The following is a 22,461-nucleotide window of genomic DNA, read 5'->3' as shown; positions in this document are numbered from 1 at the left end:
AATTTGGTATACGGATCAAACAGCCATCATATTATTGAATCGATTTTTAAAGGTTTCGGTCGGGTGCTTGATCAAGCTGCATCACTGAACGACAGAATCGAGGGCATCCCATCGACCAAGGGGTCACTCTAGGTAGAACTTGAGCCCGGGAAAGACCTCTCGCGCGAATTGGCGGGCTTGTCGCGCGAATTGGCGTTTTGCACCTTCGTAAACTCGGTGCAAAACACCTGCCTTTAAAAAAGCACTTTTCTTATAAACGATCATTTCTTGCATTTCACACTGCGCCGGCAATCATCCGGAAAAAAGCAGTGCACTAGACTGCAACAATTACGACATTTTGGAGCGATGCTATCATGATCCTTTTTCCAGCAATTGATATCAGGAACGGTAAATGTGTCCGCCTTATTCAAGGGGACTATAATAACGAAAAAATATACCACGACTCTCCTGCTTTAGTTGCTGAACAGTGGGAAAAGAGCCAGGCTGAGTTTTTGCATGTTGTTGACCTGGATGGTGCCAAAGATGGTGTATCAGCAAATATTGGGACAATCCGCGATATTGTACATGCGGTTAATATCCCTGTCCAGGTCGGCGGCGGTGTCCGCTCATTGGATATCATACGCGATTATCTGTCAGCAGGCGCGGAGCGGGTCATCATCGGGACAGCAGCTATCAGTGACAAAGCATTTCTGAAAAGAGCAGTGAGTACATGTGGTGATCAAATCGCCGTATCGATTGATGCCAGAAATGGTTATGTGGCGACTGATGGCTGGACGGAAACGAGTAATGTGAAGGCGGCGGATCTCGTTAAAGAACTTGAAGAAATTGGTGTCACCACAGTCATTTATACCGATATTTTAAAGGATGGCATGCTGAAGGGGCCAAATTTTCAGGAACTCGAAACGATTAATCAACTGACTTCCATTAACGTCATTGCATCAGGCGGTGTAACATCCAAAGCGGATATCCGCAGACTGAAACATATGAATTTGTATGGAGCCATCATCGGCAAAGCACTGTACGATGGCACATTATCTTTTCAAGCAATACGGGAGGAAACTTAAATGCTCACCAAACGAATTATTCCATGTATGGATGTTGATAAAGGACGGGTCGTCAAAGGGCATAAATTCCAGAACATTCGCGATGTGGCCGATCCGATTGAACTTGCTAAACGTTACAATGAAGCGGGCGCGGATGAACTCGTTTTTTATGATATTACAGCATCACATGAAGAGAGGCCGATATTCCTTGACATCGTTCAAAAAGTTGCGGCCGAAATCGCCATTCCGTTTACAGTCGGGGGCGGTATCCGCAGCATTGATGATGTTCATCAGGCACTCAGAGCTGGAGCAGACAAAGTGTCCATCAACAGCGCTGCCATTAAAAACCCGGACCTGGTCAGCGAAGCAGCCTGGAAGTACGGCAGTCACTGCATCGTGCTCTCAATAGACGCCAAACAGACCGGACCTCGACAATGGACCATTTTTGTTAAAGGCGGACGGGAAGATACCGGTATGGACGCTACCGAATGGGCTATACTGGGCGAACAGCTTGGTGCCGGCGAAATCGTCGTGAATGCGATCGATACGGACGGGGACAGAAGTGGTTATAACATGGATTTGACCAAAACCATCGCCGACAATGTCAATATCCCTGTAATTGCTAGCGGCGGTGCCGGAGCAAACAATCACTTTGCTGAGGTGCTGACAAAAGCAAATGCTGATGCAGCACTGGCAGCATCAGTCTTTCATTATAACGATATCAGTATACCCGAATTGAAAGTCTATCTTGAGCAAAACGGTATTACAGTCAGGAGGTAACCACATGGATGACGAACAACTGAAGGAACTCACATTTGACAAGGACGGGTTGATTCCAGCGATCATACAGGATGTCAGGACAAATGACGTGCTGACACTGGCCTATATGAACAAGGAGTCGCTGGCCAAGACAATTGAAAGCGGCGAAACATGGTTTTTCAGCCGAAAACGACAAGAGCTCTGGCATAAAGGGGAAACATCCGGCAACCGGCAGCTTGTCAGAGACATCCGTTACGACTGTGATGCCGACTCATTGCTCGTGAAGGTTGCGCCACTCGGACCCGCATGTCATACCGGACAGAAAACGTGTTTTTATCATACACTGCTAAACCGTGATGACACACCTGAGGAAATCACTTTGAGTGAATTGGCTGCCCTCATCAGACAACGGCGTCACGAGGCAAGAGAAGAGTCTTACACCACTTATTTATTTGATAAAGGAATTGATAAAATCCTTAAAAAGGTTGGCGAGGAAACAAGTGAAGTCATCATCGGTGCCAAAAATGCCGATCGTGACGAAATCGTATGGGAAATGGCCGATTTAACCTACCATACACTTGTCCTGATGGAATTAATGGGGGTTTCCATTTCAGATATTAAACAGGAGCTGGCCAAACGTCATGCGGCAAAGGAAGGAAGCGCCAATGAATAAGTTCTGGAGCGAAACCGTCAAACGCACAAAACCCTATGTCCCGGGTGAACAGCTGAATGATCCGAACATTATTAAACTGAATACAAATGAAAATCCGTACGGCCCATCACCACAAGTATCTGAAGCAATTCATTCAGAAATGAAACGGACATTACACTTATACCCGGCACCCGATGCTGATGAACTTTGTAACGAAATCAGCCGTTATTATCACGTCAGCAAGGATACCATTTTCATCGGAAATGGATCCGATGAAATACTGGCATTTTCGTTTATGGCCTTTTTTGAACCGCATAACCAAATCTGCTTCCCTGCGATTACGTACAGTTTTTATCCGGTATACGCGAAACTGTTTAATATTCCTTATGACGAAATTGCTTTAAACCGTGATTTCACAATACCGGCTGAGGATTTTTTCGGAGCTGAAGGCGGTGTTGTCATAGCGAATCCGAATTCCCCGACAGGTTTATATCTCGATGTAGCGGTCATCGAGGACATTGTGATGAATAATCCGGAAAATGTCGTTATCATTGATGAAGCGTATATCGATTTTGCACCCGATTCAGCTGTTTCTTTGGTTACAAAATATCCGAATCTGCTGGTTGTCAGGACGATGTCGAAATCACGGTCGCTCGCCGGATTGCGTGTCGGCTTTGCGATTGGTGACCCGGGGCTGATTGAAGGGCTGAAGCGGATTAAAGATTCGTTCAATTCCTATACGGTTGATCGTCTTGCCATCGCAGGATCCTCAGCAGCGATCAGAGATGAAGACTACTTTCAGGAGACGATCCAAAAAATTATCAACACTAGAGAGCGATTGATTCCTGAGATGAAAAAGCGCGGATTTCACGTACTGCCATCGCAAGCCAATTTTATTTTTGTTTCACATTATAAAATTTCAGCTGAATCGCTCTATCAGCGTTTAAAACAGCAAGGAATTCTCGTGCGCCATTTTGATAAGCCTGATATCGAGCATTACCTCCGTATCACGGTCGGATCCGATGAGCAGATGAAACATTTTTTAGAGGTGTTGGACAACGTTATCCTGCATATTAAGGAATCCGCTGTTAAGAACTGAAAATAGATCTGTATTAAGTACAAAAAGCCAGGTTCAACATTAGAACCTGGCTTTTTGTCCGATTATAGATTGATCGTCACGTCTGAATCTTCACGAAGCTGATCAATCAGCGTTTGCTGTGCTTTTATCTCTTTTTGTCGCGTCAGTTGGGTTTTAAGATCTGATTTCATGTCATCAAAAGAAGGAATATCTGCCTCTTCTCCATCTCCACTCGCTTGTTCCTGCTGAGCTTTATACTGATCGTAAGCCTCTTGCAGTTCTTCTTCCGTTGGTTCAGTATCCCCTGATTCTTCGGCAATTAATTTATCGACTTTCACTTGCGTTTCAAGTTGAGACATGATTTCATCCTCATTCATGCCCTGTTCTTCCAAAGTGGACATTACCTCATCTGTTGAATCCATACCAGCCTGCTCTGCCAATTCACTCAATGTATCATCGACTTCTTGTTCCGAAGCACTGTAATCACGACTGTTTGCTTCCTGTATGATCAGTTCGGTACCTACCATACTTTCTGCAACCTGCTGTTTTAATTGATCCTGGTCGAGTTCCTGCCCGGTCATTTGTGATTGCATAGCCACTTGCTGAAATTGACCCTGGTAAGTACTTTCAAATTCGTCTCCGGTTATTTCTTCACCATTCACTTCTGCTACAACATCCGGAATACCTTCCAAGTCCGGTTCAGGCATTTCCTGCTGTCCAGAGGCTTGTTCATCCTGACTTTCTTTAGAACCATTTTCATTATTATCTTCAGAGTCATCGTTACATGCTGCTAAAACGACAACGAGACCAAGCGCCATCATAATCATCATAAACTTCTTCATAATTGGATTTCCCTCATTTCCTGTCATTGTTCTTTCATTCAAACATATTTTATGGGACAATCGCAAGTTTTATTATACAAGCTATTTTATGTGATACCCCATGCCAGCAGCTTTGATGGCCTTCATTAACATTTCAATTACAATTTCCCCGTACTTTTACTTAATTCTGCCGTATATAATGAGGGGATTGGCATCATCACCAATCCCCTGCTTCTGTATTAATCCAGACTATTTGAAATTTCATTGATCATTTCCTGAACAGAGACTAACCCTCCACCGGAAAGGTACCAATAATCCGGATCTAAATAAACGATATTATCACTCTGGTATGCTTTTGTTTTTTTGGTAAGCTCATTTTCAACAACCTGTTTTGCCGAAGAGTCACTTCCCACAACAGCACCACGGTCAATGACGTAAAGCATATCCGGATTCTGCTCGACGACATATTCAAACGAAACATTCATGCCGTGTGTGGACGCCTCAATATTCTCATCAACCGCCGGAACTTCAAACACATCATGAATGAGGCCAAACCTGGAACTTGGCCCATATGCACTGATTTTGTCATCATTAGCCAGAATAATTAATGCATTTTTATCGCTTGATGAAGCCTTTTCCTGCAAATCGGCAATCGATTTTTCAAGCGTCTGCAGTTCCTGGTCGATTTCCTCTTCTTTATCAAAAATCTTTCCGACCGTTTTCATATTTTCCTTGAATGATTCCATGTACCGTGTTGTGTCAACACCAAGGTGAATGGTTGGTGCAATTTCCATTAATTGTTCATGCAACGACGCCTGCCGCCCTGAAATAATGATGAGATCCGGATTGATTTGTGCCAGTTTGTCAAAATCCGGCTCCTTCAGACTCCCGGCATTTTCGTAATCCTCACCTTCATATTTTTCCAAATAGGATGGAATCGCATCTTTTGGAACACCTGCCACCTCGATGCCGAGTTTATCAAGTGTATCCAGTATGCCGAAATCAAAAACCACTACTTTGTCAGGGTTTTTTGGCACGTCCGTTTCTCCAAGTTCATGTGTAACTGTTACCGTTTCCTGCTCGCTGGATGAATTTCCTGAATCGTCTCCGCTGCCATTCGATGATTGGCCGCATGCGGCAGTTACCATGACTAAAATACCTAGAATCGCTATTAACAGCGCTTTTCTCATATATGTTGATCCCTCCTGCTACGCAAAATATACACAGATCCTTTGATTATTAACGTTCTTAATGTCGATGTCCATGTCGTATATTTCTCGAAGTACACACTTGTCAATGACGTCACAGGTACGGCCCTGTTTGACGACTTCACCATCTTTGAGTGCAACAATCTGATCTGAATAGCATGAAGCAAAATTAATATCATGTATAACAATCAATATCGTTTTGCCGAGTTCGTCGACCAGCCTGCGCAATGTTTTCATGATTTGTACAGAATGGCGCATATCCAGATTGTTCAATGGTTCGTCAAGCAAAATATATTCGGTGTCCTGGGCGATAACCATGGCGATATGAGCGCGCTGCCGCTGACCGCCACTAAGTTCGTCAAGAAATTTATCCTGAATATCGCGAAGTTCCATATAATCGATCGCTTCATCCACCTTTGCCCAGTCTTCTTCATTGAGCCTGCCCTGAGAGTATGGGAAACGGCCAAATGAAACCAGTTCACGGATCGTCAGACGCAGGTTTACATTATTGCTCTGTTTCAATATGGAAATCTTTTTGGCCATATCATTATTCTTCTGCTTAGTGATATCTTTACCGTCAATCGTAATATCGCCTTCATCCTTGGCAATCAGTCTACTGATCATCGAAATAAGTGTACTCTTTCCAGCACCATTTGGCCCTATGAATGACGTAATCGTGCCTTTTTCCACCGAAACCGAGACATCATTGATGACATTTTTCTGATTATACTTTTTAAAAACCCGCTTCAGATCTACCATGACTTATTCTCCTTTAATAAAAGATAGATAAAGTAAATACCGCCGACAAAGTTAATAACCACACTAAGTGTTGTTTGGAATGCAAATAATTCCTCGACAAGAAACTGTCCGCCCAAAAGTGCAATGATACTGATCAGTACTGAGCCAATGATGATGTAAAAATGGCGGAACGTTTTTATAAACTCATATGCTACATTGACAACCAATAACCCAAGGAAGGTGATCGGACCAACCAGCGCTGTGGCAATTGAAATCAGAACTGCCACAACGATCAGAAGCCGCTTTACAACATAATTATACGGAACACCCAGGTTGATAGCCTGATCTTTTCCCAGCGCCAGCACATCAAGATACTTATAAAACCGGATGAAATAAAGCAGGACAAGTGCCATTAAGCCAAGTGATAAATAAACGAGGTCTTCGTTTACGTTATTGATACTGGCAAACATCTGGTCCTGGGCTACCATAAACTCGTTCGGGTCAATCAGTACTTGCATAAAATCGGTAAAGCTGCCGAAAAACGTTCCCAAAATCATACCGACCAAAAGCAGAAAATAAATGTTGTGGTTTTCGCCTTTGAATAAAAATTGGTAGAGCAGCAATGAAAATAGCACCATAATACCGACTGATATAAAGTAATTGATGCTGCTGCTCATCATGACCAGCGACCGTGATCCGAATGCAAAGATGATAAAGGTTTGGAGCAAGAGATATAGTGAATCCAGTCCCAAAATGTTCGGTGTTAGAATACGGTTATTCGTAATCGTCATAAACACCGTTGTCGCGAATGCAATGGACGAACCGGTCAGTATGATAGCGACAACACTGGTGATCCGCCGTGGCAGAATATAGCTAATGTTGCCTGTCAGGTCGTAAAAAATGTAAATCAGGGCGATAACTACTGCGATAATGGCTAGGATGACTGTTTTTTTCTTATAGCCCATATTTCTTTCTCCTCAGCAGCAGATAAATGAATATGCCACTTCCGATCACACCGACTGTCAGACTGATCGGAATTTCATACGGATAAATGATAATTCGCCCGATAATATCGCAGGCTAATACAAAATTTGCCCCCAGCAGTGCTGTATGTATCAGACTCTTCTTTAAATGATCACCCTGATAAATCGTTACGATATTCGGAATAATCAGCCCAAGAAATGGAATAATCCCGACTGATAACACAACGGATGCTGTCACCAGTGCCACGATAATCAGTCCAATATTGACGACCTGCCGGTAATTCAGCCCCAGATTTCGGGCAAAATCTTCGCCCATCCCTGCTATGGTAAATTTGTTTGCAAATAAATAAGCAATAATCAGAATCGGGATGCTGACATACATCAATTCATAGTTGCCGCTCATGATCATCGAGAAGTCGCCCTGCATCCACGATGACATATTCTGAATCAAGTCGTTTTTGTAAGCAAGGAATGTGGCGACTGAACTGATGATATTCCCGAACATCAGACCAACCAATGGTATGAAAATGGCATCCTTGAATTTTATTTTTTCCAGAATCTTCATGAAAATGAATGTGCCCAAGAGAGCAAATACAAATGAAACAAACATTCTTTGCAGTGGACTGGCAGACGTGAAAATCATCAGCGCAACCAGAATCCCCAGTCTGGCTGAATCCAATGTACCCGAGGTTGTCGGTGAAACAAATTTATTTTTGCTCAGCTGCTGCATGATAAGTCCGCATATGCTCATACTCATCCCGGCAATCAGGATACTTGCAAGCCTTGGCAGGCGGCTGATCATCAAAATCTCCAGCTGGTCCTCAGATAAACTGAAGATCTTCCACGGCGCAATGTCTGATACACCGATAAATACGGAAGTGAATGATAAAACAATTGCTGCCAGTACCAGATGCCAAATCTTCATAAAAAACCCTCGAATACACTTTATAATTGTTATTATTTTTTAATGAGTCTAATCTAATTAATAATGAAATTCATTATCAATTAGAATTACAGCCATTATATCAGATTTTGTGACAACTGCAACATAACTCATTAAAAAACTGTGAATAAAAAAGAAACCTTTGAAAAGACATCATCTTTTCAAAGGTTTCGGTTGTTATTCCATATTAATCTTCTTCTACTATTTCACAGCCCTCATCGGTACAATACGTGGTTTTGGACTTTTTGGGATTCAATGATTGCAATACCGGTTTTTCATTCTCTTCTTCCCACACCTTTTCCAATACTTCGGAAAAGGCTTCCTGCGGCTGGGCTCCGGATACAGCATATTTATCATTGAAAACAAAGAACGGAACACCCTGCACACCCAATTGTTCTGCCTCTTTCTCATCAGCACGGACATCGCCGGCATAATCATCTGCCTTCAGTAAAGCAGTTACATCATCCTTGTCCAGACCAACCTCACCGGAAAGTTTAACTAACGTTTTATGATCACTAATCAATTCGGAATCAGTGAAATATGCTTTTAAAAGGCGTTCGGTCATTTCTTTTCCCTTGCCTTTTACAGCAGCATATTTAGCGACACGGTGAGCATCAAATGTATTCGTATGCTGCATCGTATCAAAGTTGTATGTCAATCCCACTTCAGCAGCTTGCTCTCCCAGGCTTTCGTTCATGCTTTTTGCCTGTTCAAACGACATTCCTTTTTGATTGGCAAGGTATTCATGGATATTCTGGTCAGGGTTTTCTTCAGCGTTTGGGTCCAGTTCATAGCTTTTATAGCTTATTTCAACATTATTGCGATGCGCAAACTGTTCCAGTGCCCCTTCCAATCGACGTTTGCCGATATAACAAAACGGGCACACAAAGTCTGACCATACGTCTATTTTCATCTAAACACCCCATTTCTGGGTTTATTGTAGCACAGCATCAAATTTGACAGGAACTATTGTGCTTAAAACACTTTTCGGAGGTGTCAACGTCTTTTCGGTCACAGTGGCAGGACGTTGGTTTCCGCCAAAATCATGCCATCTAATGCTTGTGCTGGTCATCATCGATATAACGACCGTAATCCGGTTTTGCCGTTTGATCAAACGTTTGAACAAGATGGCGCAATCCTTCCGTCAGCTCTTCACCGCGCATTGCCGTGCCATGGCCGGGTACAACAATGTCCGGATTTAGTGCTTCCAGTTTTTCCACGGATTTCTTTGCTGCCTCCCAATCCGTTGTTAAATAACGGGGCGGGCCGTTTACCTCATCTTTTTGCATCAGCACGTTGTAAAACGAGTCTTGCCTCACGGTAATGAACGCATCCCCGGATAGAAGCAAGGAATCATTTTCCCGGTAGAATGATACATGTCCCGGTGTGTGACCTGGTGTATGGATCCATTCCCAGTCATCCAGCCCGGGTATTGTATGGTCGCCAGGGAGCGGTTTGACAGCATCACCTAAATTAATGGGTTCATTCGGATAAATACCGGATATTTTGGCCAGCACGCCCCCCTCGACACCCGGATCAGGCTCGGGGTATCTTTTTTCACCGGTTAAATACGGCATCTCGAGCTCATGAGCGTATACCGGAACATTCCATTCATCCACCAGCTCAACCAACCCGCCGACATGATCAAAATGTCCATGCGTCAGAATGATGGCAGACGGTTTCGAGTCCTCTCCAAACCGATCTGCAGCAGCTGAACGGATTTCATCTGCAGCACCCGGCAGCCCGGCATCAACCAACACCCAGCCACCTTTATCCGGATAACCGAGAAAAGCGATATTGGCAATTTGATCGGTGTAATAATAGACATCATTGATAATTTCCCGTCCTGAACCGCTCGTAATCGACGTCATTGGAATGAACTTATTATCTTTAGGCTCGTGCATTTCTTTATCCAAATGGAAAACCTCCTTTTCGTATTAGTATCTGGAGGTTTCCGGATTATAACCATATATTTTACGATGAACAGCCTTTCGCATAAGACTTTAAGGTCGAAAGTGAGATTCTTTGGCGTTTTGACGGTCAAGTTTGGCGTTTATGTTCCTAACTCTGGCGGTTTTGGGCTAAACTCTGGCGGTTTTCATTCAAACTTTGGCGTTTTCATGTTTACCGACGTTTGTATTGGAATTTTACATTCAATCTCTTCCCGGTTTCACTGCCATTGAGATTGCTTGACCATTTCTTATCGCCCCTTCTTTGTGGGTTTTATCACTTAATTTTTTCATTGAAGAGAAATCGTTTGTACAGCTGTATTACCTCTTTTTGATAATGTTATCTGCTGCATATGTTACGAAACGTGGAAAAGTTGCTCACCAATTGGGTAAACAGTTTTTCCAATCAATATTCGAGCAATGATTTACCCATGATGGATACGCGCTTTGTGTTTTTCAATTCATCAAGGGTTCTAGTACCAATGCCGAACATCGTCATTTTCAGTTCAAGTTCGATTTGGTCCATCGTTTCAATGACGGTTGCATCCGATTCAGTTGCTGCCTGCAGTAATTTTCTGGCAAAACCTATAACATCAGCACCGATGGTCAGTGCTTTGGCTGCATCCATACCGGTTTTCATCCCGCCGCTGGAGACGAGCGGAATAGCCGGTAATACGCTCCTTACCGAAACAATGCAATCTTTTGTCGGAATACCCCAGTTATTGAATGCTTCCGCCGCCGCTTTTTTCAGCGGATCATTCGAGCGGAGTTTTTCAACCTGGCTCCAGGATGTTCCGCCCGCACCTGCAACATCGATATAGGAAATACCGGCGTCGTATAATTTTTCAGCAATCGTTCCGTCGATGCCAAAACCAACTTCCTTTGCGCCAACCGGGACGTCGAGAGCAGCGCATACTTTTTCGATTTTAGGCAGCAGATTTTCAAAGTTCAGATCACCGCCATCCTGCACGGCCTCCTGCAGCGGATTGAAATGCAAAACAATCGAGTCTGCCCCTGTCAGCTCAACAATCCGGCGGCATTCCTCTGGGCCATAGCCATAATTTAGCTGGACCGCGCCAATATTGGCAATCAGCGGAACACGCGGTGCATGTTTTCGGATTAAAAACGACTCCTGATGGGCATCACTTTCCAGAAGCGCCCGCGTTGATCCGAGTGCGATCGCCCATCCTTTTACTTCAGCAGCTTTTGCCAAATTCTGATTGATTTGTGTTGCCAGTTCTGAACCCCCGGTCATCGAACTGACAAGAAATGGGGCGTTGATTGGCTTGTCCAGAAAACGGGTACCGATCTCAATATCGGCAAAATTGATCTCCGGTAATGCGTTATGTATGAATGAAATCCCTTCAAGCCCTGTTGATTTGTCCACACCCTCCACATTATCGGTTAGACAAAGCCGGATATGCTCAGTCTTACGTTTATTTATACCTTCGCTCATCACGATTCATCCTAACTTTAATGTCATTTCTTTTATAATACCAGTAATTGATTTGGATTAAAACAAAATTATCGGATAACGGATCTGACCGGGACAGTCACCGGGGGACACGGGGTCAGACCCTTTGTCCCCCCGGGATCAGACCCTTTGTCCCCCGGAACAATTGCAGATCCAGCATTCGACTGGTATACTTACTACCAATCTGAGGTTTTCAGGAGGCCAATCGATGAAACAGAAAGCTAAAGAATTTGCTGAAAAAGCCCATGAAGGCCAGACACGGAAAAGTTCCGGTGATCCTTATATCACCCATCCCATCCGCGTAGCTGAGCGGCTGGAAAAGTCCGGGTTCAGCGATGAATTGGTCTCTGCCGGCTATTTGCATGACGTCGTGGAAGACACGCCTTATGAAATAGAGGATATTGAAGAGGAATTTGGTATCCAGGTGGCAAGGCTTGTCTCTGCCCATACGGAAGATAAATCAAAAACATGGCAGGAACGCAAACAGCACACCATCGACACCGTCAAATACGCCGCAAAAGATGTGAAATATCTGATCGTGGCTGATAAATTGGATAATCTTTTGTCGATAGAAAAGGAATATAAGCTCCAGGGCGATGCATTATGGGACAACTTTAACGCAGGATACGAACAGCAGAAGTGGTACAACGAATCGATCGCCAAGAATATGAGCACCGGATTGGGTGAAGATGAAATACCCGATTATTTCCGGGAATTTAAAAATACGGTGAAGCGGGTGTTTGGCTGAGTGGCTTGATGCTATGACTTATATTTGCCGGTACGCGCTTATATTTGAGTTTTCGGGCTCATCTCATAATTACCCCACTTGCGTCCCCATCCATCTCCCCATTGATCACTGTATTGAGTTGATATCTTCATTATTCGGTTGATATATTTCTTACTTGGTTGATATATTTTTTGTCCGGTTGATATTCCTGTTTGTTTGGTCGATATATCTAATGTCCGCGGGATATCTTTGCCATCTGACTGCCCAGGGGTATCATGATGGCGATGGTGACAGGGACTGCAAGCAGCATGATCACGGTCATTTTCCAATCCATGATCAGCAATATCGTGACCGATCCAATGATGGTAATCAAGCCGGAAATGAACTGGGGGAAGTGCTGAGAAATCAAATCCTTTACAACCCCTGTATCATTGACCACCCGGCTTGCTGAAGCACCACTTGCCTGCTGGTCAAAATAGCTCACAGGCAGGCGGATAAGCTTCAGCCATATTTTATTACGCAGACCGGCAACAATTTTCTGGCCAGACGCGGCAAGCAAGTATGTAGATACACCGTCAATCAGGGCCTGTAAAATGAAAACGGCGCCAATCGTAATCATCAGGCCTGCTCCCAACGCTTCAGCAGAAAAACCATCTACCAGCTCTCTCGTCAAAAGGGGAATAGTCAACCCGACAAATGTTGTCAGAACGCTGCCAATCAGCCCGAATATGAGCGCCAGCTTGGGAATATTGGTGGATAAGATGAGGGACAAAAATGATTTTAAGTTCGATTTTTCTGCATAGGAATTGACTCCTCTTTTGACTATTTCAGGTAAACTTGCAGAGAAACTTTACGATTGCCATAAGACCAGACAGTGTTTTCTATTTTTAGGTTTGCAGCGAATGTTTCAATCCACACCTGTTTGGAATTTAACAATGCCGTTAATTGGGATGAATTGAGTGTCACTTCCTCCATTTGTTCATTTTTTTGAAACACAAATACAACTTTAATGGAATCGTTGGAATCAGTTATAGCTTCCATAAATAACCTCCTTGTTTCTTATAAATATTGTTTTTGGTTTTCTGCACAAAAACCCGATACCCGCATTGTCAGTTAGGACAGAGGATTTACCCTTCCCCTTTTTCTGTCAGCATTTCTGTTTGTTCCATATAATATTCTATAGCCTCATTCAGCCATTTTTCTTCTTCCGCTGTAAATGGTGAGGGAGCAAGATCTTCAAACTTCTCAATCTCCTTTTCTTCCATTTCGATGCTACCCAGTATTTGAACGGCGTCCTCCCCCAAGTAGGAAAAGAAAATTGAATATACGATTGCATCAATTTTTGTACCTCAGGACTGTCAATTGGCTCTCCTGCCAGTTTTTTAATATCCGTGTAAAATTGGACAAATTCTTTTTCCAGAGCCAGCTTTTCTTCTGCCGTTTTATTGTAAAGGATGTCGATCATATCATCAGGCAAATATTCTTTCATCCACTCCATTTGTATTCGTTCAGTCTGCATGTTGCTGATCAGGCTCATCAGTACCGAACTGTCTATTTCACCTTCTGCCTCCAGCAATTTGCTGGTTCTTTTAATGGCGGCGATGGATGCCTCCATCTGCACTTTCTTTTCTTCCAATGCTTGCAGGTGCAGATTTAATGTTTCGTTCAGATCCACGGTATAACTTGGTTCGTGCAGGATTTCCCCTATTTTTTCTAAGCGATACCCTAAAAATTTGAGCGTTATAATTTTATGCAGTGTCAACACGTCTTCATCGGCATAAATCCGATGCCCGGAGCTGGGATGTTTTTGCGGCTGCAATAAGCCGATGTCGTCATAATAATGCAGGGTTCTTATCGACACATTGGTACGCTTTGAGAACTCGCCAATCGTATAGCTGCTTTGTTTTCCCACTTTATTTCCTCCTTGCAATCTTTGTATAACTTGATTATAAGACCTAACGTGACTGGAGGTGCAAGGGGTTTTTGAGAAAAAATCTTTATCTTTTTGAAAGCCTGATGATGTGGCTAAAGATCATATAATAGTTATAAAATGTTTAATAAGTTTAATGATACGTTATAATAAAGATGGAGGTGAGCAGAAGTGGCAAACAAAACAAAGGTCGCACGTGACATTATCCTGAAATTAGCCTATGAAACTGAAAAAGAAACTGATTTGTCCGATCCCTATATTCAAAAACTGATTCTAGAACTAAATTCAGTCGCACATGTCAGTATATCCGATGATGACACCCCGGAATATTATTCGGTGAAGGATGTAGCAGAATTGTTTGATGTGAATAAACAAACTGTATATAAATGGATTGCTGAAGAAAAAATTGAATACAAAACCGACGGAAGCCCTGGCAAAACCCAACGAAAAGGTTATAAAATCCCAAAAAGACAATTTCAATCAGAAAAAGAAATGGATGCAGTTGATCCCACATTCAGTAAAAAGCACTCTTCTTCCAGAGAATCACCGCCGACACAATAACGTCTTCTTTTGATCCTTCTTCTAGCAGACCTCACTTCACACCTTGAAGCCACTAAAGATGCTAACAACTCGGCTAAATGATTACTTACTTAAAATCAACCTTCCAATAAAAAAGACTATTCCTCCATTCAGAAATAGCCTCCTCACGCATCAACCCACATAATTTTGCCGGATTGTGTCTCATGGTCAATTGTCACATCAAAATCATGTTTGCTGTAGAAATGTTTCAGTCTTTCAACATGATCAAAGTCGCGCTTAACAATATCGCCTGTAATACATGGCCGATTATCCTTACGGGCCTCTTCCTTCAAATGCTTCATCAGGACAGAGCCATAGCCTTTATTTTCTTCGCCTTTAATATCAGCAATGTGCAGATATTGATTCTCCTTGTATTCCGCCTGAATAGCTGAATGCCAGTCACCTCGGTATGGTTTTGTGCAATTATGCAGCATTAGCTGACAGCTATCCCCGTTTTTATAAGCATAAATCACAACCCATTCATTGTTGGTCGTCTGATCAATCCCAATGATGTCCGCATCCCTGGCGATCTTTTTAATGTTTTCCTGCATCCTGAATAGCTGAATTTCCAGTGTGTCGAGATCATATTTGATGTCTTCTTTGCTTCTGTGATCATTCGTCTCCAAAAAAGCACTTTGAACCATGTTCGCCCCCCTTTCCAAACGTACACAATGCCGTATTTTACTAGAGAGAGGGGGTGATGTTCAAGTCCTTATCGATAAAAAAGTGGGACAAAGGGTCTGACCCCGCGTCCCACCCTCCATGATACAAAAAACAATCTCTCGTATGATCGTTTACCATCCCTGTTGCCTGCATAAACGCATAGCAAATTGTCGGCCCAACAAATTTGAATCCACGTTTTTTGAGGTCTTTGCTCATTTGTTCCGACTCCTCTGTTGATGAGGGGACAACCGCATGATCGGCCCAATCATTCAGAATTGGCTCACCGCCGACAAATTGCCAAATATAATGATCGAAACTGCCGAATTCCCGCTGTATATTCAAAAAGGCCATGGCATTGGTAATCACTGATTCGATTTTGCGTCGGTTCCGGATGATGTTTTTGTTTTGGATAAGTTTATGAATTCTGTCACTATCAAAATGAGCGACTTTTTCAGGGTCGAAATTGTCAAATGCCTTCCGATAATTTTCTCTTCGTTTCAAAATTGTAATCCAGCTCAGCCCTGCCTGTGCGCCTTCCAGAGACAGCATTTCGAATAATTTCTGATCATCATGGACTGGTCTCCCCCACTCATGATCATGATATTCAATATAAATTGGATCGTCTGTTACCCATTCACAGCGTTTGTTCATTCTCACTCATCCTTTGTTTCGACTTTATTTTCATCATAGGAAATCCAGTCACTGAAACTGCCGGGATACAGCTTCACGTTTTTGAAGCCGGCTGACTTCAGCGCAAGCACATTCGGACACGCGGAAACACCGGAACCACAGGAAACAATAATCTCGTCATCTTTGGATAAGGAGCCGAAGTTTTCTTCGAGTTCCGCGGTCCCTTTCCATTTTCCGTCCGCATCAAACACATTTTTCCAAAAGAAGTTTTTTGCACCGGGAATGTGACCGGCTTTTTTATAAAGCGGTTCGGTTTCGCCAAGATACCTTTCCCGTGAACGTGAATCGATCAACGTTGCGGACCGGTTCTGAAGTTTTTCTTTTACTTCGTTGATATCAACCGCATCCTCTTCCCGGATATTTGGCTTAAATTCCTTGGCCTCAAGTGCCGGTATTTCGGTCGTTACATCACGACCAGCTTCCACCCACTGCTCAATGCCGCCATCGAGCAAATGAACATCTTCATGTCCCGCATATTGCAAGAGCCACCAGAGGCGTGCAGCAAACATGTCATTCTGCTGATCATAAACCACCACTGTTGTATGATGGTCAATTCCGATGTTGCCTATTTTTGCCGCAAACATCTCCATATCGGGCAATGGGTGACTGCCGCCATGTTTGGCCGCTTTTTCTGATAAATCTTTGTCCAAATCCAAATAAACCGCCTGCGGGATATGTCCTTGCAAATATGCTTTTCTGCCGGCGTCCGGATCTGTCAAATCAAAGCGTGTATCCACCACGACTGTTTGATCAGGGGCATTTTCCAATCGTTCCATCAGCCATTCATCACTTACCACAACAGACATCCTGCTACCTCCCAATTTAAAGTTTTATAGTCAGTTACGTGTATTGTCTTCACTTTTATTCTAACCGATGGAAAAGCTGATGAACAGACCCGCTTAATCTTCATTTTTTGATTATCATAATGGTAAAATAGAATAATAAACTGGACTTTAACGATCAAAGGAGCTGGATACATAATGAAAAAAGAGTTGATTGAACGTTTCACCCGCTATGCCAAAATCGATACCCAATCGGATGAATCCAGTGAGGCAATCCCGTCAACACCGGGGCAGCTGGAATTAGCCAACCTGCTTGTGGATGAACTAAAACAAATTGGTATGGCGGATGTCTCAATCGATGATAATGGATACGTCATGGCAACACTGCCTGCCAATACCGAAAAAGACATTCCAACCATTGGTTTTCTGGCCCACGTCGATACGGCGACGGATTTTACCGGTAAAAACGTGAACCCGCAAATCGTAGAAAACTTTGACGGCAGTGACCTGACTTTAAACGAAGCAAAAGGTGTTGTTTTATCCGCCAAGGACTTTCCGGAACTGCCGGGTTATAAAGGCCATACATTAATCACAACTGACGGCACCACCTTGCTTGGTGCCGATGACAAAGCCGGTGTTGCAGAAATCATGACGGCAATGGCTTACCTGATTGATCACCCGGAAATCAAACACGGAAACATTCGTGTTGCTTTTACCCCTGATGAGGAAATCGGCCGCGGACCACATAAATTTGATGTAGAACGATTCAACGCCAAATATGCCTATACAATGGATGGCGGGCCACTGGGTGAACTGCAGTATGAAAGCTTTAACGCGGCAGCTGCCAGAATCACGTTTCATGGCAACAGTGTCCATCCCGGCACAGCCAAAAACAAAATGCTCAACGCCGGCAAAATGGCCACAGAATTCATCAGCAAAATCCCTGAAAAGGAATCACCCGAACATACGGAAAAATATGAAGGCTTTTATCATCTGCTCAACATTAATGGCGATGTAGAAGAAACAACCCTTTCCTATATTATCCGGGATTTTGATAAGGATAACTTTGAAGCCCGAAAAGAAACAATGCGGCAATTCGCTGATGAAATCAACGCGAAATATGGCGAAGGGTCTGCTGAGATTGAGATGAAGGATCAGTATTACAACATGCGCGAGAAAATCGAACCTGTTAAAGAAATTGTTGACGTCGCGTACCAGGCAATGGAAAACCTTAATATCAGGCCGCTTGTAAAACCTGTCCGCGGCGGCACTGACGGTTCACAGCTTTCCTACATGGGCTTGCCGACACCGAATATTTTTGCGGGTGGGGAAAATTTCCACGGAAAATTTGAATATATCTCCGTCAACAATATGGAGAAAGCAACGCATGTCATCGTTGAGATTTGCAGGCTATTTGGGGAAAGATCATGACTGGAAAAACCCGGTATCCATCTGTTTACACAGTAGACGGAGGCCGGGAGTCAGACACGAAGAAATCGGCATATTAGCTGATTGCAACGCTAAAATGACACTGTAATTTCTGATGTTATTAAGAAAGCCAAGTTCTTTATATAGCGCCTGGCTTTTAACATGGCCACACATCCTGCCAGCGGGGATCAATCAAATATTTGATCAATTATTAAACCTTGATTGGCAATAGACCGCCCCGAACATGAAGTGTTATGATAGCATAGTGACAAGAAAAAGAATGACAGAGGAGAAAATGGGATGTTCAAGAAAAGTCTAACAGCCATTTTAGCGCTGTTTGCCATAATATTTTTAATCACCGCCTGCAGCCAGGCAACGGAAAACGGGCAAGATACCAATCAAGTACCAAAGGATGAAAAAAACAGCCAGGAGAAGACGGAACCGGCAGCCAGTCAAATACAACTGCCACAGGAACAGCTGCAAAAAAACGATAGCGAGAATGCCTCAGTAAGCTCCCTGCAAAAAGCATTAAACCAAATCGGCTATGACATCAGCCAAAATGGCACATATGATGACATGACAACATGGGCTGTTACAGACTATCAAATACAGCAGGAAGATTTGCCAGTCACCGGTATTTATGACGAAAAGACAAGAGATGCACTCCGTCAATCACTCAATAATCAGGAGACCGTTGAGGCGGGAGCCGGCCTTGCAAAACCTGATAATGATTCCAATGTGATCAGCAACCCACATGAAATCCTGTCGCTCGTCAACAAGGAAAATGCGCTGCCGGAAGGGTTTGAACCTCTGAATCTGGTTGTTCCGGACGTTCGCTTCCCGTTTGAAGATTTTTTACCGAAGAAACAAATGCGGCAAGTGGCGGCAACAGCTTTGGAAGATATGTTCAAAGCAGCGGATGAAGCGGGGCTTGAGTTGTATGCACAATCCGGGTACCGCTCCTATGACAGACAGGACGCCATTTTTGCTGCCAATGTGGCGGAGCACGGTGAAGAAGCGGCCAACAACTTCAGCGCACGTCCCGGGGAAAGTGAGCATCAGACCGGCTTGACAATGGATGTGACCAGCCCGGATGTCGACTTTCGGTTAATCACGGCATTCGGCGAAACTGATGAAGGTAAGTGGCTCAAACAGCACGCGGCTGAATACGGGTTTATCATCCGGTATCCGGAAGGTAAAGAAAACATTACCCAATACCAATATGAACCCTGGCATCTGCGGTATGTCGGTGAAAAGGCCGCTACCGACATCATGGATCAGAAAATCACATTGGAAGAGTATTTAGGAGAGGCTACTTAAAAATGATAAAGTATAAACACTTTGGCTGATGTCAATCAGATGACATCAGCTTTATTATAAAGGGCACTAAAAAAGTGTTCAATAGTTCCAGTCTATAGAACGGCGCTGCGGATTGATAAATAATCGCTGTAGACTGAAACGTTTCGCTGTAGATTGTATCAGGATATCAGAATCAGCAGCTTCCCCCTGCACCTTTTTTAAAATGGCTTCAATATCATTAACGCGATCACAATCAAAAAAATCACATTCTCAATCCGCTCGTAGAAAAATAGTTTTTTGGACAGTGCATAGTATTCATCGGGTATATCGTCGCCCTGATGTTCATTCAGCAAGCGTTTGATAGGCTTCGACCGTGGTGATAATACTAAGGGCCCAAAAGCAAGCGCGATCAGAAACAATGTAAGACTCACCACATACCAGCCCTGGCTGAATAAAGAAGGGTTCAACACGCCCATCCAGAGACCGGTGATCAGGAGCAATGTTCCGCCAACCATCACAAAAATATGCAGCCGGTTCCGGATAATGTATGCATGCCTAAGTTCAGTCATCGTCTCAGCCTTGGTTACAATATATATCATGACAAAGCCCGGGCCCATTCCCAGGATGGCTGAAAACACATGTATAAAAACGAGAAAATCATAAAATGTCATAGACTATCCCACCATTCGCATCATGTACCTCCATCATACATGATTTAACATACGGAGAAATTGTGAGATTCAGCACATTTACAGGATACTTTTTTGACGAAGTTGTGAACGGGATGGTCACCCGACATAACGTTTCAAAATTGTATCGACAGACCTCCCATATGACTCACCAAACATATTTAAATGGACGAGCAAGTAATACAACTGATACAGCGGTTTAATCGCCTCATAATCCGGAGATAACGGAAACCGCTCCTGATAAGCCCGGTAAAATTCAGAGGAAAAGCCACCAAATACTTCTGTAAAAGCCAGTTCAAAATGCCGGTCACCATAAAGGAATGACGGATCGATGACATATGGTTCACCATGAGGACCGGACAGCCAGTTGCCGCCCCACAGATCACCGTGCAGATAGGAGGGTTCAGCATCATCAGGAACCCACTTTCCGAGGTTTTCGATCAATAATTCCATACGGTTCCGCCGCTTGCCAGTTATTCTGCCCCTGTCGATTCCCAGCCGTAATTGGGCGGCAAGGCGACGATCCCTGTAATACTCATGCCAGCTTGCGAATAATCCATTCGATTGTGGAAGCGTTCCAATAAAGGTATCATCACTGAAACCATGCTTTTCTCCAAATGTCTGATGCATAGCAGCAATTCGGTCACCAAGTTTCCAATCTGTATCGGCTGAAGGGACGCCATCCACCCATTCCATAACGAGAAATGCGTTCTGTCTTGCATCTGAATACGTGAATACTTCCGGCACAGCAATCGAATTTGTTTCCCTGATCAGTTCCAGACCTTTCGCTTCAAGTTCAAAAAAGCGATTCGGTGCATCGGCATGATGTTTGATAAAGTATTGCTGCACATCCGTTTCCACAAAATAACTTTCATTAATCGATCCGCCAGCCACCCGTTTTATTTGCTTCATTGCCGAATTATCACCCGCCTGGTGCAATGCCTTTTCAATAAATTGATTCATCAGGAAACTCCTTTCAGAACAGATTCACCTTTCCCTATATTATCATGTCACTGCCTCAACTGTTGAAGGTCCTGCTGTATCCGGCTGATTTGGATCTTGCAAAATCATTTGTCCCGGCTGCTTTGTGTGCCTGCTGATACCATTGCCGGTAATTGCGGATTGCAGCCAATAATTCTTCTTTTCGTTTTTGCTGTTTGTGATAAAGTGTCTCCTGTGTGCGCCATTCAACCTCTTTTTGCTGCTGGTATGCAGTATAGCCGCCTTCATAGCGTCTGCATGAATCCGGATTGAGCTCATAAATCGCATCTGCTGTCCTGTCCAAAAAATAACGGTCATGTGACACGAACAAGATGGCACTCGAATAACTCACAACCCATTCTTCCAGCCATTCCATTGTTTCCTTATCCAAATGATTGGTCGGCTCATCCATGATAATACATTCAGGCTGCTGCATAACGAGCTGCGCTAATTGTGCCCGTGTTTTTTGGCCACCGCTCAGCTGATTAAATGGATACCGCCATACAGATGGCGGAAGATTCACCCGGTGCAATGCACTTTCAGCTTTGCCCTCAAGCAGAAAGCCGTCATGATCCAAAAAGGCATTGTAGATACGCATGTATTTTTCCATATCAAATTCCGGCTGTGCCTGTAACTTTTCCATCTGCTGCTTTAAAGCATACACTTTCACTGAGGCGCTTTGGACAAACTCCAACACTGTCAGATCACCGTTATCCGGATCCTGTTCAAGATACCCCCAGTCCTTCGCAGGCACAAAACGCTGAACAGAACCGGAATCAAATGATATGTTTCCCAATAAACCGTTCAAAAGTGTTGTTTTGCCAGTGCCATTGCGTCCGAATAACGCGACATGCTCACCTTTTTTCAAACTGATATCAATACCTGTGAATAGTGTTTTGCCATTCCATTCCTTGCTGAGTCCGTTTGCTTTAAAAATAAACATATCCATACCCCCATTTGCTGAACCTGCCTTTGGACAGACGAAATGGGTATATGGATATACTTCTTCCCGGAATGATAAACAGGTTTGCCACCCGAAAAAAGC

Annotated in this window: 24 protein-coding genes and 2 pseudogenes; 9 read left to right on the top strand and 17 right to left on the bottom strand. The window is 43.6% G+C overall.

Annotated features, from left to right (window positions below):
• The 5 genes and pseudogenes from hisB to hisC all read left to right on the top strand — a co-directional run.
• Nucleotides 1–132, top strand: a pseudogene (hisB, locus tag VK080_RS08550) (imidazoleglycerol-phosphate dehydratase); the annotation flags it as partial.
• A 221-nt stretch (nt 133–353) separates the two neighbouring features.
• Nucleotides 354–1,064: a 1-(5-phosphoribosyl)-5-[(5-phosphoribosylamino)methylideneamino]imidazole-4-carboxamide isomerase gene (gene hisA, locus VK080_RS08545; RefSeq protein WP_324224347.1), complete on the top strand. Its 711-nt coding sequence runs from the start codon at nt 354–356 to the stop codon at nt 1,062–1,064.
• Complete coding sequence (gene hisF, locus VK080_RS08540; protein WP_324224346.1) at nt 1,065–1,823, top strand: imidazole glycerol phosphate synthase subunit HisF; 759 nt, start codon at nt 1,065–1,067, stop codon at nt 1,821–1,823.
• Between the two features lie 4 nt (nt 1,824–1,827).
• Entirely contained in the window at nt 1,828–2,475 is a 648-nt protein-coding gene (gene hisIE / locus VK080_RS08535) for a bifunctional phosphoribosyl-AMP cyclohydrolase/phosphoribosyl-ATP diphosphatase HisIE (protein WP_324224345.1), read from the top strand.
• Nucleotides 2,468–3,553: a histidinol-phosphate transaminase gene (hisC, locus tag VK080_RS08530; protein WP_324224344.1), complete on the top strand. Its 1,086-nt coding sequence runs from the start codon at nt 2,468–2,470 to the stop codon at nt 3,551–3,553. The genes hisIE and hisC overlap by 8 nt, the downstream gene beginning before the upstream one ends.
• Before the next feature lie 62 nt (nt 3,554–3,615).
• Here hisC and VK080_RS08525 read toward each other — a convergent pair whose 3' ends face one another.
• From VK080_RS08525 to fni, 8 genes are all read right to left on the bottom strand, one after another.
• Complete coding sequence (locus tag VK080_RS08525; protein ID WP_324224343.1) at nt 3,616–4,374, bottom strand: SurA N-terminal domain-containing protein; 759 nt, start codon at nt 4,372–4,374, stop codon at nt 3,616–3,618.
• A gap of 218 nt (nt 4,375–4,592) precedes the next feature.
• The gene (locus VK080_RS08520) at nt 4,593–5,543 is read right to left on the bottom strand and encodes a siderophore ABC transporter substrate-binding protein (protein WP_324224342.1); all 951 of its coding nucleotides are present in this window, start codon (nt 5,541–5,543) and stop codon (nt 4,593–4,595) included.
• An 18-nt stretch (nt 5,544–5,561) separates the two neighbouring features.
• Nucleotides 5,562–6,320, bottom strand: coding sequence for an ABC transporter ATP-binding protein (locus tag VK080_RS08515; protein WP_324224341.1), 759 nt, complete (start codon nt 6,318–6,320; stop codon nt 5,562–5,564).
• Nucleotides 6,314–7,264 (bottom strand): iron chelate uptake ABC transporter family permease subunit, encoded by a 951-nt coding sequence (locus tag VK080_RS08510; protein WP_324224340.1) that lies wholly within the window; start codon nt 7,262–7,264, stop codon nt 6,314–6,316. Before VK080_RS08510 ends, VK080_RS08515 begins: the two co-directional genes overlap by 7 nt.
• Nucleotides 7,254–8,207, bottom strand: a complete 954-nt coding sequence (locus VK080_RS08505) for an ABC transporter permease (protein WP_324224339.1) — start codon at nt 8,205–8,207, stop codon at nt 7,254–7,256. The genes VK080_RS08510 and VK080_RS08505 overlap by 11 nt, the downstream gene beginning before the upstream one ends.
• Before the next feature lie 205 nt (nt 8,208–8,412).
• A complete protein-coding gene (locus VK080_RS08500; protein ID WP_324224338.1) occupies nt 8,413–9,138 on the bottom strand; it encodes a DsbA family oxidoreductase in 726 nt (241 codons plus the stop codon).
• 139 nt (nt 9,139–9,277) lie between these two features.
• Nucleotides 9,278–10,141 carry an MBL fold metallo-hydrolase gene (locus VK080_RS08495; RefSeq protein ID WP_324224337.1) on the bottom strand — a complete coding sequence of 288 codons (864 nt, stop codon included), beginning with the start codon at nt 10,139–10,141 and terminating at the stop codon, nt 9,278–9,280.
• 439 nt (nt 10,142–10,580) lie between these two features.
• On the bottom strand, nt 10,581–11,630 hold the full coding sequence (gene fni, locus VK080_RS08490) for a type 2 isopentenyl-diphosphate Delta-isomerase (RefSeq protein ID WP_324224336.1): 1,050 nt from the start codon (nt 11,628–11,630) through the stop codon (nt 10,581–10,583).
• Nucleotides 11,631–11,856: 226 nt separating this feature from the next.
• Between fni and VK080_RS08485 the strand changes: the two genes are divergently transcribed.
• The gene (locus VK080_RS08485) at nt 11,857–12,396 is read left to right on the top strand and encodes an HD domain-containing protein (protein ID WP_324224335.1); all 540 of its coding nucleotides are present in this window, start codon (nt 11,857–11,859) and stop codon (nt 12,394–12,396) included.
• Nucleotides 12,397–12,610: 214 nt separating this feature from the next.
• Here the strand turns inward: VK080_RS08485 and VK080_RS08480 are convergent.
• The 3 genes and pseudogenes from VK080_RS08480 to VK080_RS08470 form a co-directional block, all read right to left on the bottom strand.
• Nucleotides 12,611–13,201: pseudogene (locus VK080_RS08480) on the bottom strand (ABC transporter transmembrane domain-containing protein); the annotation flags it as partial.
• Nucleotides 13,198–13,416: a hypothetical protein gene (locus VK080_RS08475; RefSeq protein ID WP_324224334.1), complete on the bottom strand. Its 219-nt coding sequence runs from the start codon at nt 13,414–13,416 to the stop codon at nt 13,198–13,200. The gene VK080_RS08475 and the pseudogene VK080_RS08480, both read right to left, overlap by 4 nt.
• A gap of 148 nt (nt 13,417–13,564) precedes the next feature.
• Complete coding sequence (locus VK080_RS08470) at nt 13,565–14,287, bottom strand: MerR family transcriptional regulator (protein ID WP_324224333.1); 723 nt, start codon at nt 14,285–14,287, stop codon at nt 13,565–13,567.
• A 189-nt stretch (nt 14,288–14,476) separates the two neighbouring features.
• On the opposite strand from VK080_RS08470, the gene VK080_RS08465 reads away from it, so the two are divergent.
• Nucleotides 14,477–14,866: a helix-turn-helix domain-containing protein gene (locus tag VK080_RS08465; RefSeq protein ID WP_324224332.1), complete on the top strand. Its 390-nt coding sequence runs from the start codon at nt 14,477–14,479 to the stop codon at nt 14,864–14,866.
• 143 nt (nt 14,867–15,009) lie between these two features.
• On the opposite strand, the gene VK080_RS08460 is transcribed toward VK080_RS08465, so the two are convergent.
• The 3 genes from VK080_RS08460 to VK080_RS08450 are packed head-to-tail and all read right to left on the bottom strand — an operon-like array spanning nt 15,010 to nt 17,043.
• Nucleotides 15,010–15,528, bottom strand: coding sequence for a hypothetical protein (locus tag VK080_RS08460; RefSeq protein WP_324224331.1), 519 nt, complete (start codon nt 15,526–15,528; stop codon nt 15,010–15,012).
• 40 nt (nt 15,529–15,568) lie between these two features.
• Nucleotides 15,569–16,198 (bottom strand): DNA-3-methyladenine glycosylase I, encoded by a 630-nt coding sequence (locus VK080_RS08455; RefSeq protein WP_324224330.1) that lies wholly within the window; start codon nt 16,196–16,198, stop codon nt 15,569–15,571.
• Nucleotides 16,199–16,200: 2 nt separating this feature from the next.
• Nucleotides 16,201–17,043 carry a sulfurtransferase gene (locus VK080_RS08450; RefSeq protein WP_324224329.1) on the bottom strand — a complete coding sequence of 281 codons (843 nt, stop codon included), beginning with the start codon at nt 17,041–17,043 and terminating at the stop codon, nt 16,201–16,203.
• Between the two features lie 174 nt (nt 17,044–17,217).
• On the opposite strand from VK080_RS08450, the gene pepT reads away from it, so the two are divergent.
• Together pepT and VK080_RS08440 are read left to right on the top strand one after the other, a co-directional pair.
• The gene (gene pepT / locus VK080_RS08445; protein ID WP_324224328.1) at nt 17,218–18,450 is read left to right on the top strand and encodes a peptidase T; all 1,233 of its coding nucleotides are present in this window, start codon (nt 17,218–17,220) and stop codon (nt 18,448–18,450) included.
• A gap of 297 nt (nt 18,451–18,747) precedes the next feature.
• Entirely contained in the window at nt 18,748–19,767 is a 1,020-nt protein-coding gene (locus VK080_RS08440) for a D-alanyl-D-alanine carboxypeptidase family protein (RefSeq protein ID WP_324224327.1), read from the top strand.
• 197 nt (nt 19,768–19,964) lie between these two features.
• Here VK080_RS08440 and VK080_RS08435 read toward each other — a convergent pair whose 3' ends face one another.
• From VK080_RS08435 to VK080_RS08425, 3 genes are all read right to left on the bottom strand, one after another.
• Nucleotides 19,965–20,417: a DUF2269 domain-containing protein gene (locus VK080_RS08435; protein ID WP_324224326.1), complete on the bottom strand. Its 453-nt coding sequence runs from the start codon at nt 20,415–20,417 to the stop codon at nt 19,965–19,967.
• Nucleotides 20,418–20,534: 117 nt separating this feature from the next.
• Nucleotides 20,535–21,398 (bottom strand): fructosamine kinase family protein, encoded by an 864-nt coding sequence (locus VK080_RS08430; protein ID WP_324224325.1) that lies wholly within the window; start codon nt 21,396–21,398, stop codon nt 20,535–20,537.
• 55 nt (nt 21,399–21,453) lie between these two features.
• The coding region (locus tag VK080_RS08425) for an ATP-binding cassette domain-containing protein (RefSeq protein ID WP_324224324.1) at nt 21,454–22,461 on the bottom strand (1,008 nt) is incomplete at its 5' end.

The sequence above is a fragment of the Lentibacillus sp. genome, assembly GCF_035301925.1.
Lineage (GTDB): Bacteria > Bacillota > Bacilli > Bacillales > Amphibacillaceae > Lentibacillus.
Note: the sequence above shows the minus strand (reverse complement) of the source record. Positions and strands in the feature narration are given on the sequence as shown.

What these genes read in the sequence shown, in the direction of transcription:
- hisA (WP_324224347.1), top strand. Translation starts at nt 354, where the DNA reads ATGATCCTTTTTCCAGCAATTGATATCAGGAACGGTAAATGTGTCCGC.
- hisF (WP_324224346.1), top strand. Translation starts at nt 1,065, where the DNA reads ATGCTCACCAAACGAATTATTCCATGTATGGATGTTGATAAAGGACGG.
- hisIE (WP_324224345.1), top strand. Translation starts at nt 1,828, where the DNA reads ATGGATGACGAACAACTGAAGGAACTCACATTTGACAAGGACGGGTTG.
- hisC (WP_324224344.1), top strand. Translation starts at nt 2,468, where the DNA reads ATGAATAAGTTCTGGAGCGAAACCGTCAAACGCACAAAACCCTATGTC.
- VK080_RS08525 (WP_324224343.1), bottom strand. Translation starts at nt 4,374, where the DNA reads ATGAAGAAGTTTATGATGATTATGATGGCGCTTGGTCTCGTTGTCGTT.
- VK080_RS08520 (WP_324224342.1), bottom strand. Translation starts at nt 5,543, where the DNA reads ATGAGAAAAGCGCTGTTAATAGCGATTCTAGGTATTTTAGTCATGGTA.
- VK080_RS08515 (WP_324224341.1), bottom strand. Translation starts at nt 6,320, where the DNA reads ATGGTAGATCTGAAGCGGGTTTTTAAAAAGTATAATCAGAAAAATGTC.
- VK080_RS08510 (WP_324224340.1), bottom strand. Translation starts at nt 7,264, where the DNA reads ATGGGCTATAAGAAAAAAACAGTCATCCTAGCCATTATCGCAGTAGTT.
- VK080_RS08505 (WP_324224339.1), bottom strand. Translation starts at nt 8,207, where the DNA reads ATGAAGATTTGGCATCTGGTACTGGCAGCAATTGTTTTATCATTCACT.
- VK080_RS08500 (WP_324224338.1), bottom strand. Translation starts at nt 9,138, where the DNA reads ATGAAAATAGACGTATGGTCAGACTTTGTGTGCCCGTTTTGTTATATC.
- fni (WP_324224336.1), bottom strand. Translation starts at nt 11,630, where the DNA reads ATGAGCGAAGGTATAAATAAACGTAAGACTGAGCATATCCGGCTTTGT.
- VK080_RS08485 (WP_324224335.1), top strand. Translation starts at nt 11,857, where the DNA reads ATGAAACAGAAAGCTAAAGAATTTGCTGAAAAAGCCCATGAAGGCCAG.
- VK080_RS08475 (WP_324224334.1), bottom strand. Translation starts at nt 13,416, where the DNA reads ATGGAAGCTATAACTGATTCCAACGATTCCATTAAAGTTGTATTTGTG.
- VK080_RS08460 (WP_324224331.1), bottom strand. Translation starts at nt 15,528, where the DNA reads ATGGTTCAAAGTGCTTTTTTGGAGACGAATGATCACAGAAGCAAAGAA.
- VK080_RS08455 (WP_324224330.1), bottom strand. Translation starts at nt 16,198, where the DNA reads ATGAACAAACGCTGTGAATGGGTAACAGACGATCCAATTTATATTGAA.
- VK080_RS08450 (WP_324224329.1), bottom strand. Translation starts at nt 17,043, where the DNA reads ATGTCTGTTGTGGTAAGTGATGAATGGCTGATGGAACGATTGGAAAAT.
- pepT (WP_324224328.1), top strand. Translation starts at nt 17,218, where the DNA reads ATGAAAAAAGAGTTGATTGAACGTTTCACCCGCTATGCCAAAATCGAT.
- VK080_RS08440 (WP_324224327.1), top strand. Translation starts at nt 18,748, where the DNA reads ATGTTCAAGAAAAGTCTAACAGCCATTTTAGCGCTGTTTGCCATAATA.
- VK080_RS08435 (WP_324224326.1), bottom strand. Translation starts at nt 20,417, where the DNA reads ATGACATTTTATGATTTTCTCGTTTTTATACATGTGTTTTCAGCCATC.
- VK080_RS08430 (WP_324224325.1), bottom strand. Translation starts at nt 21,398, where the DNA reads ATGAATCAATTTATTGAAAAGGCATTGCACCAGGCGGGTGATAATTCG.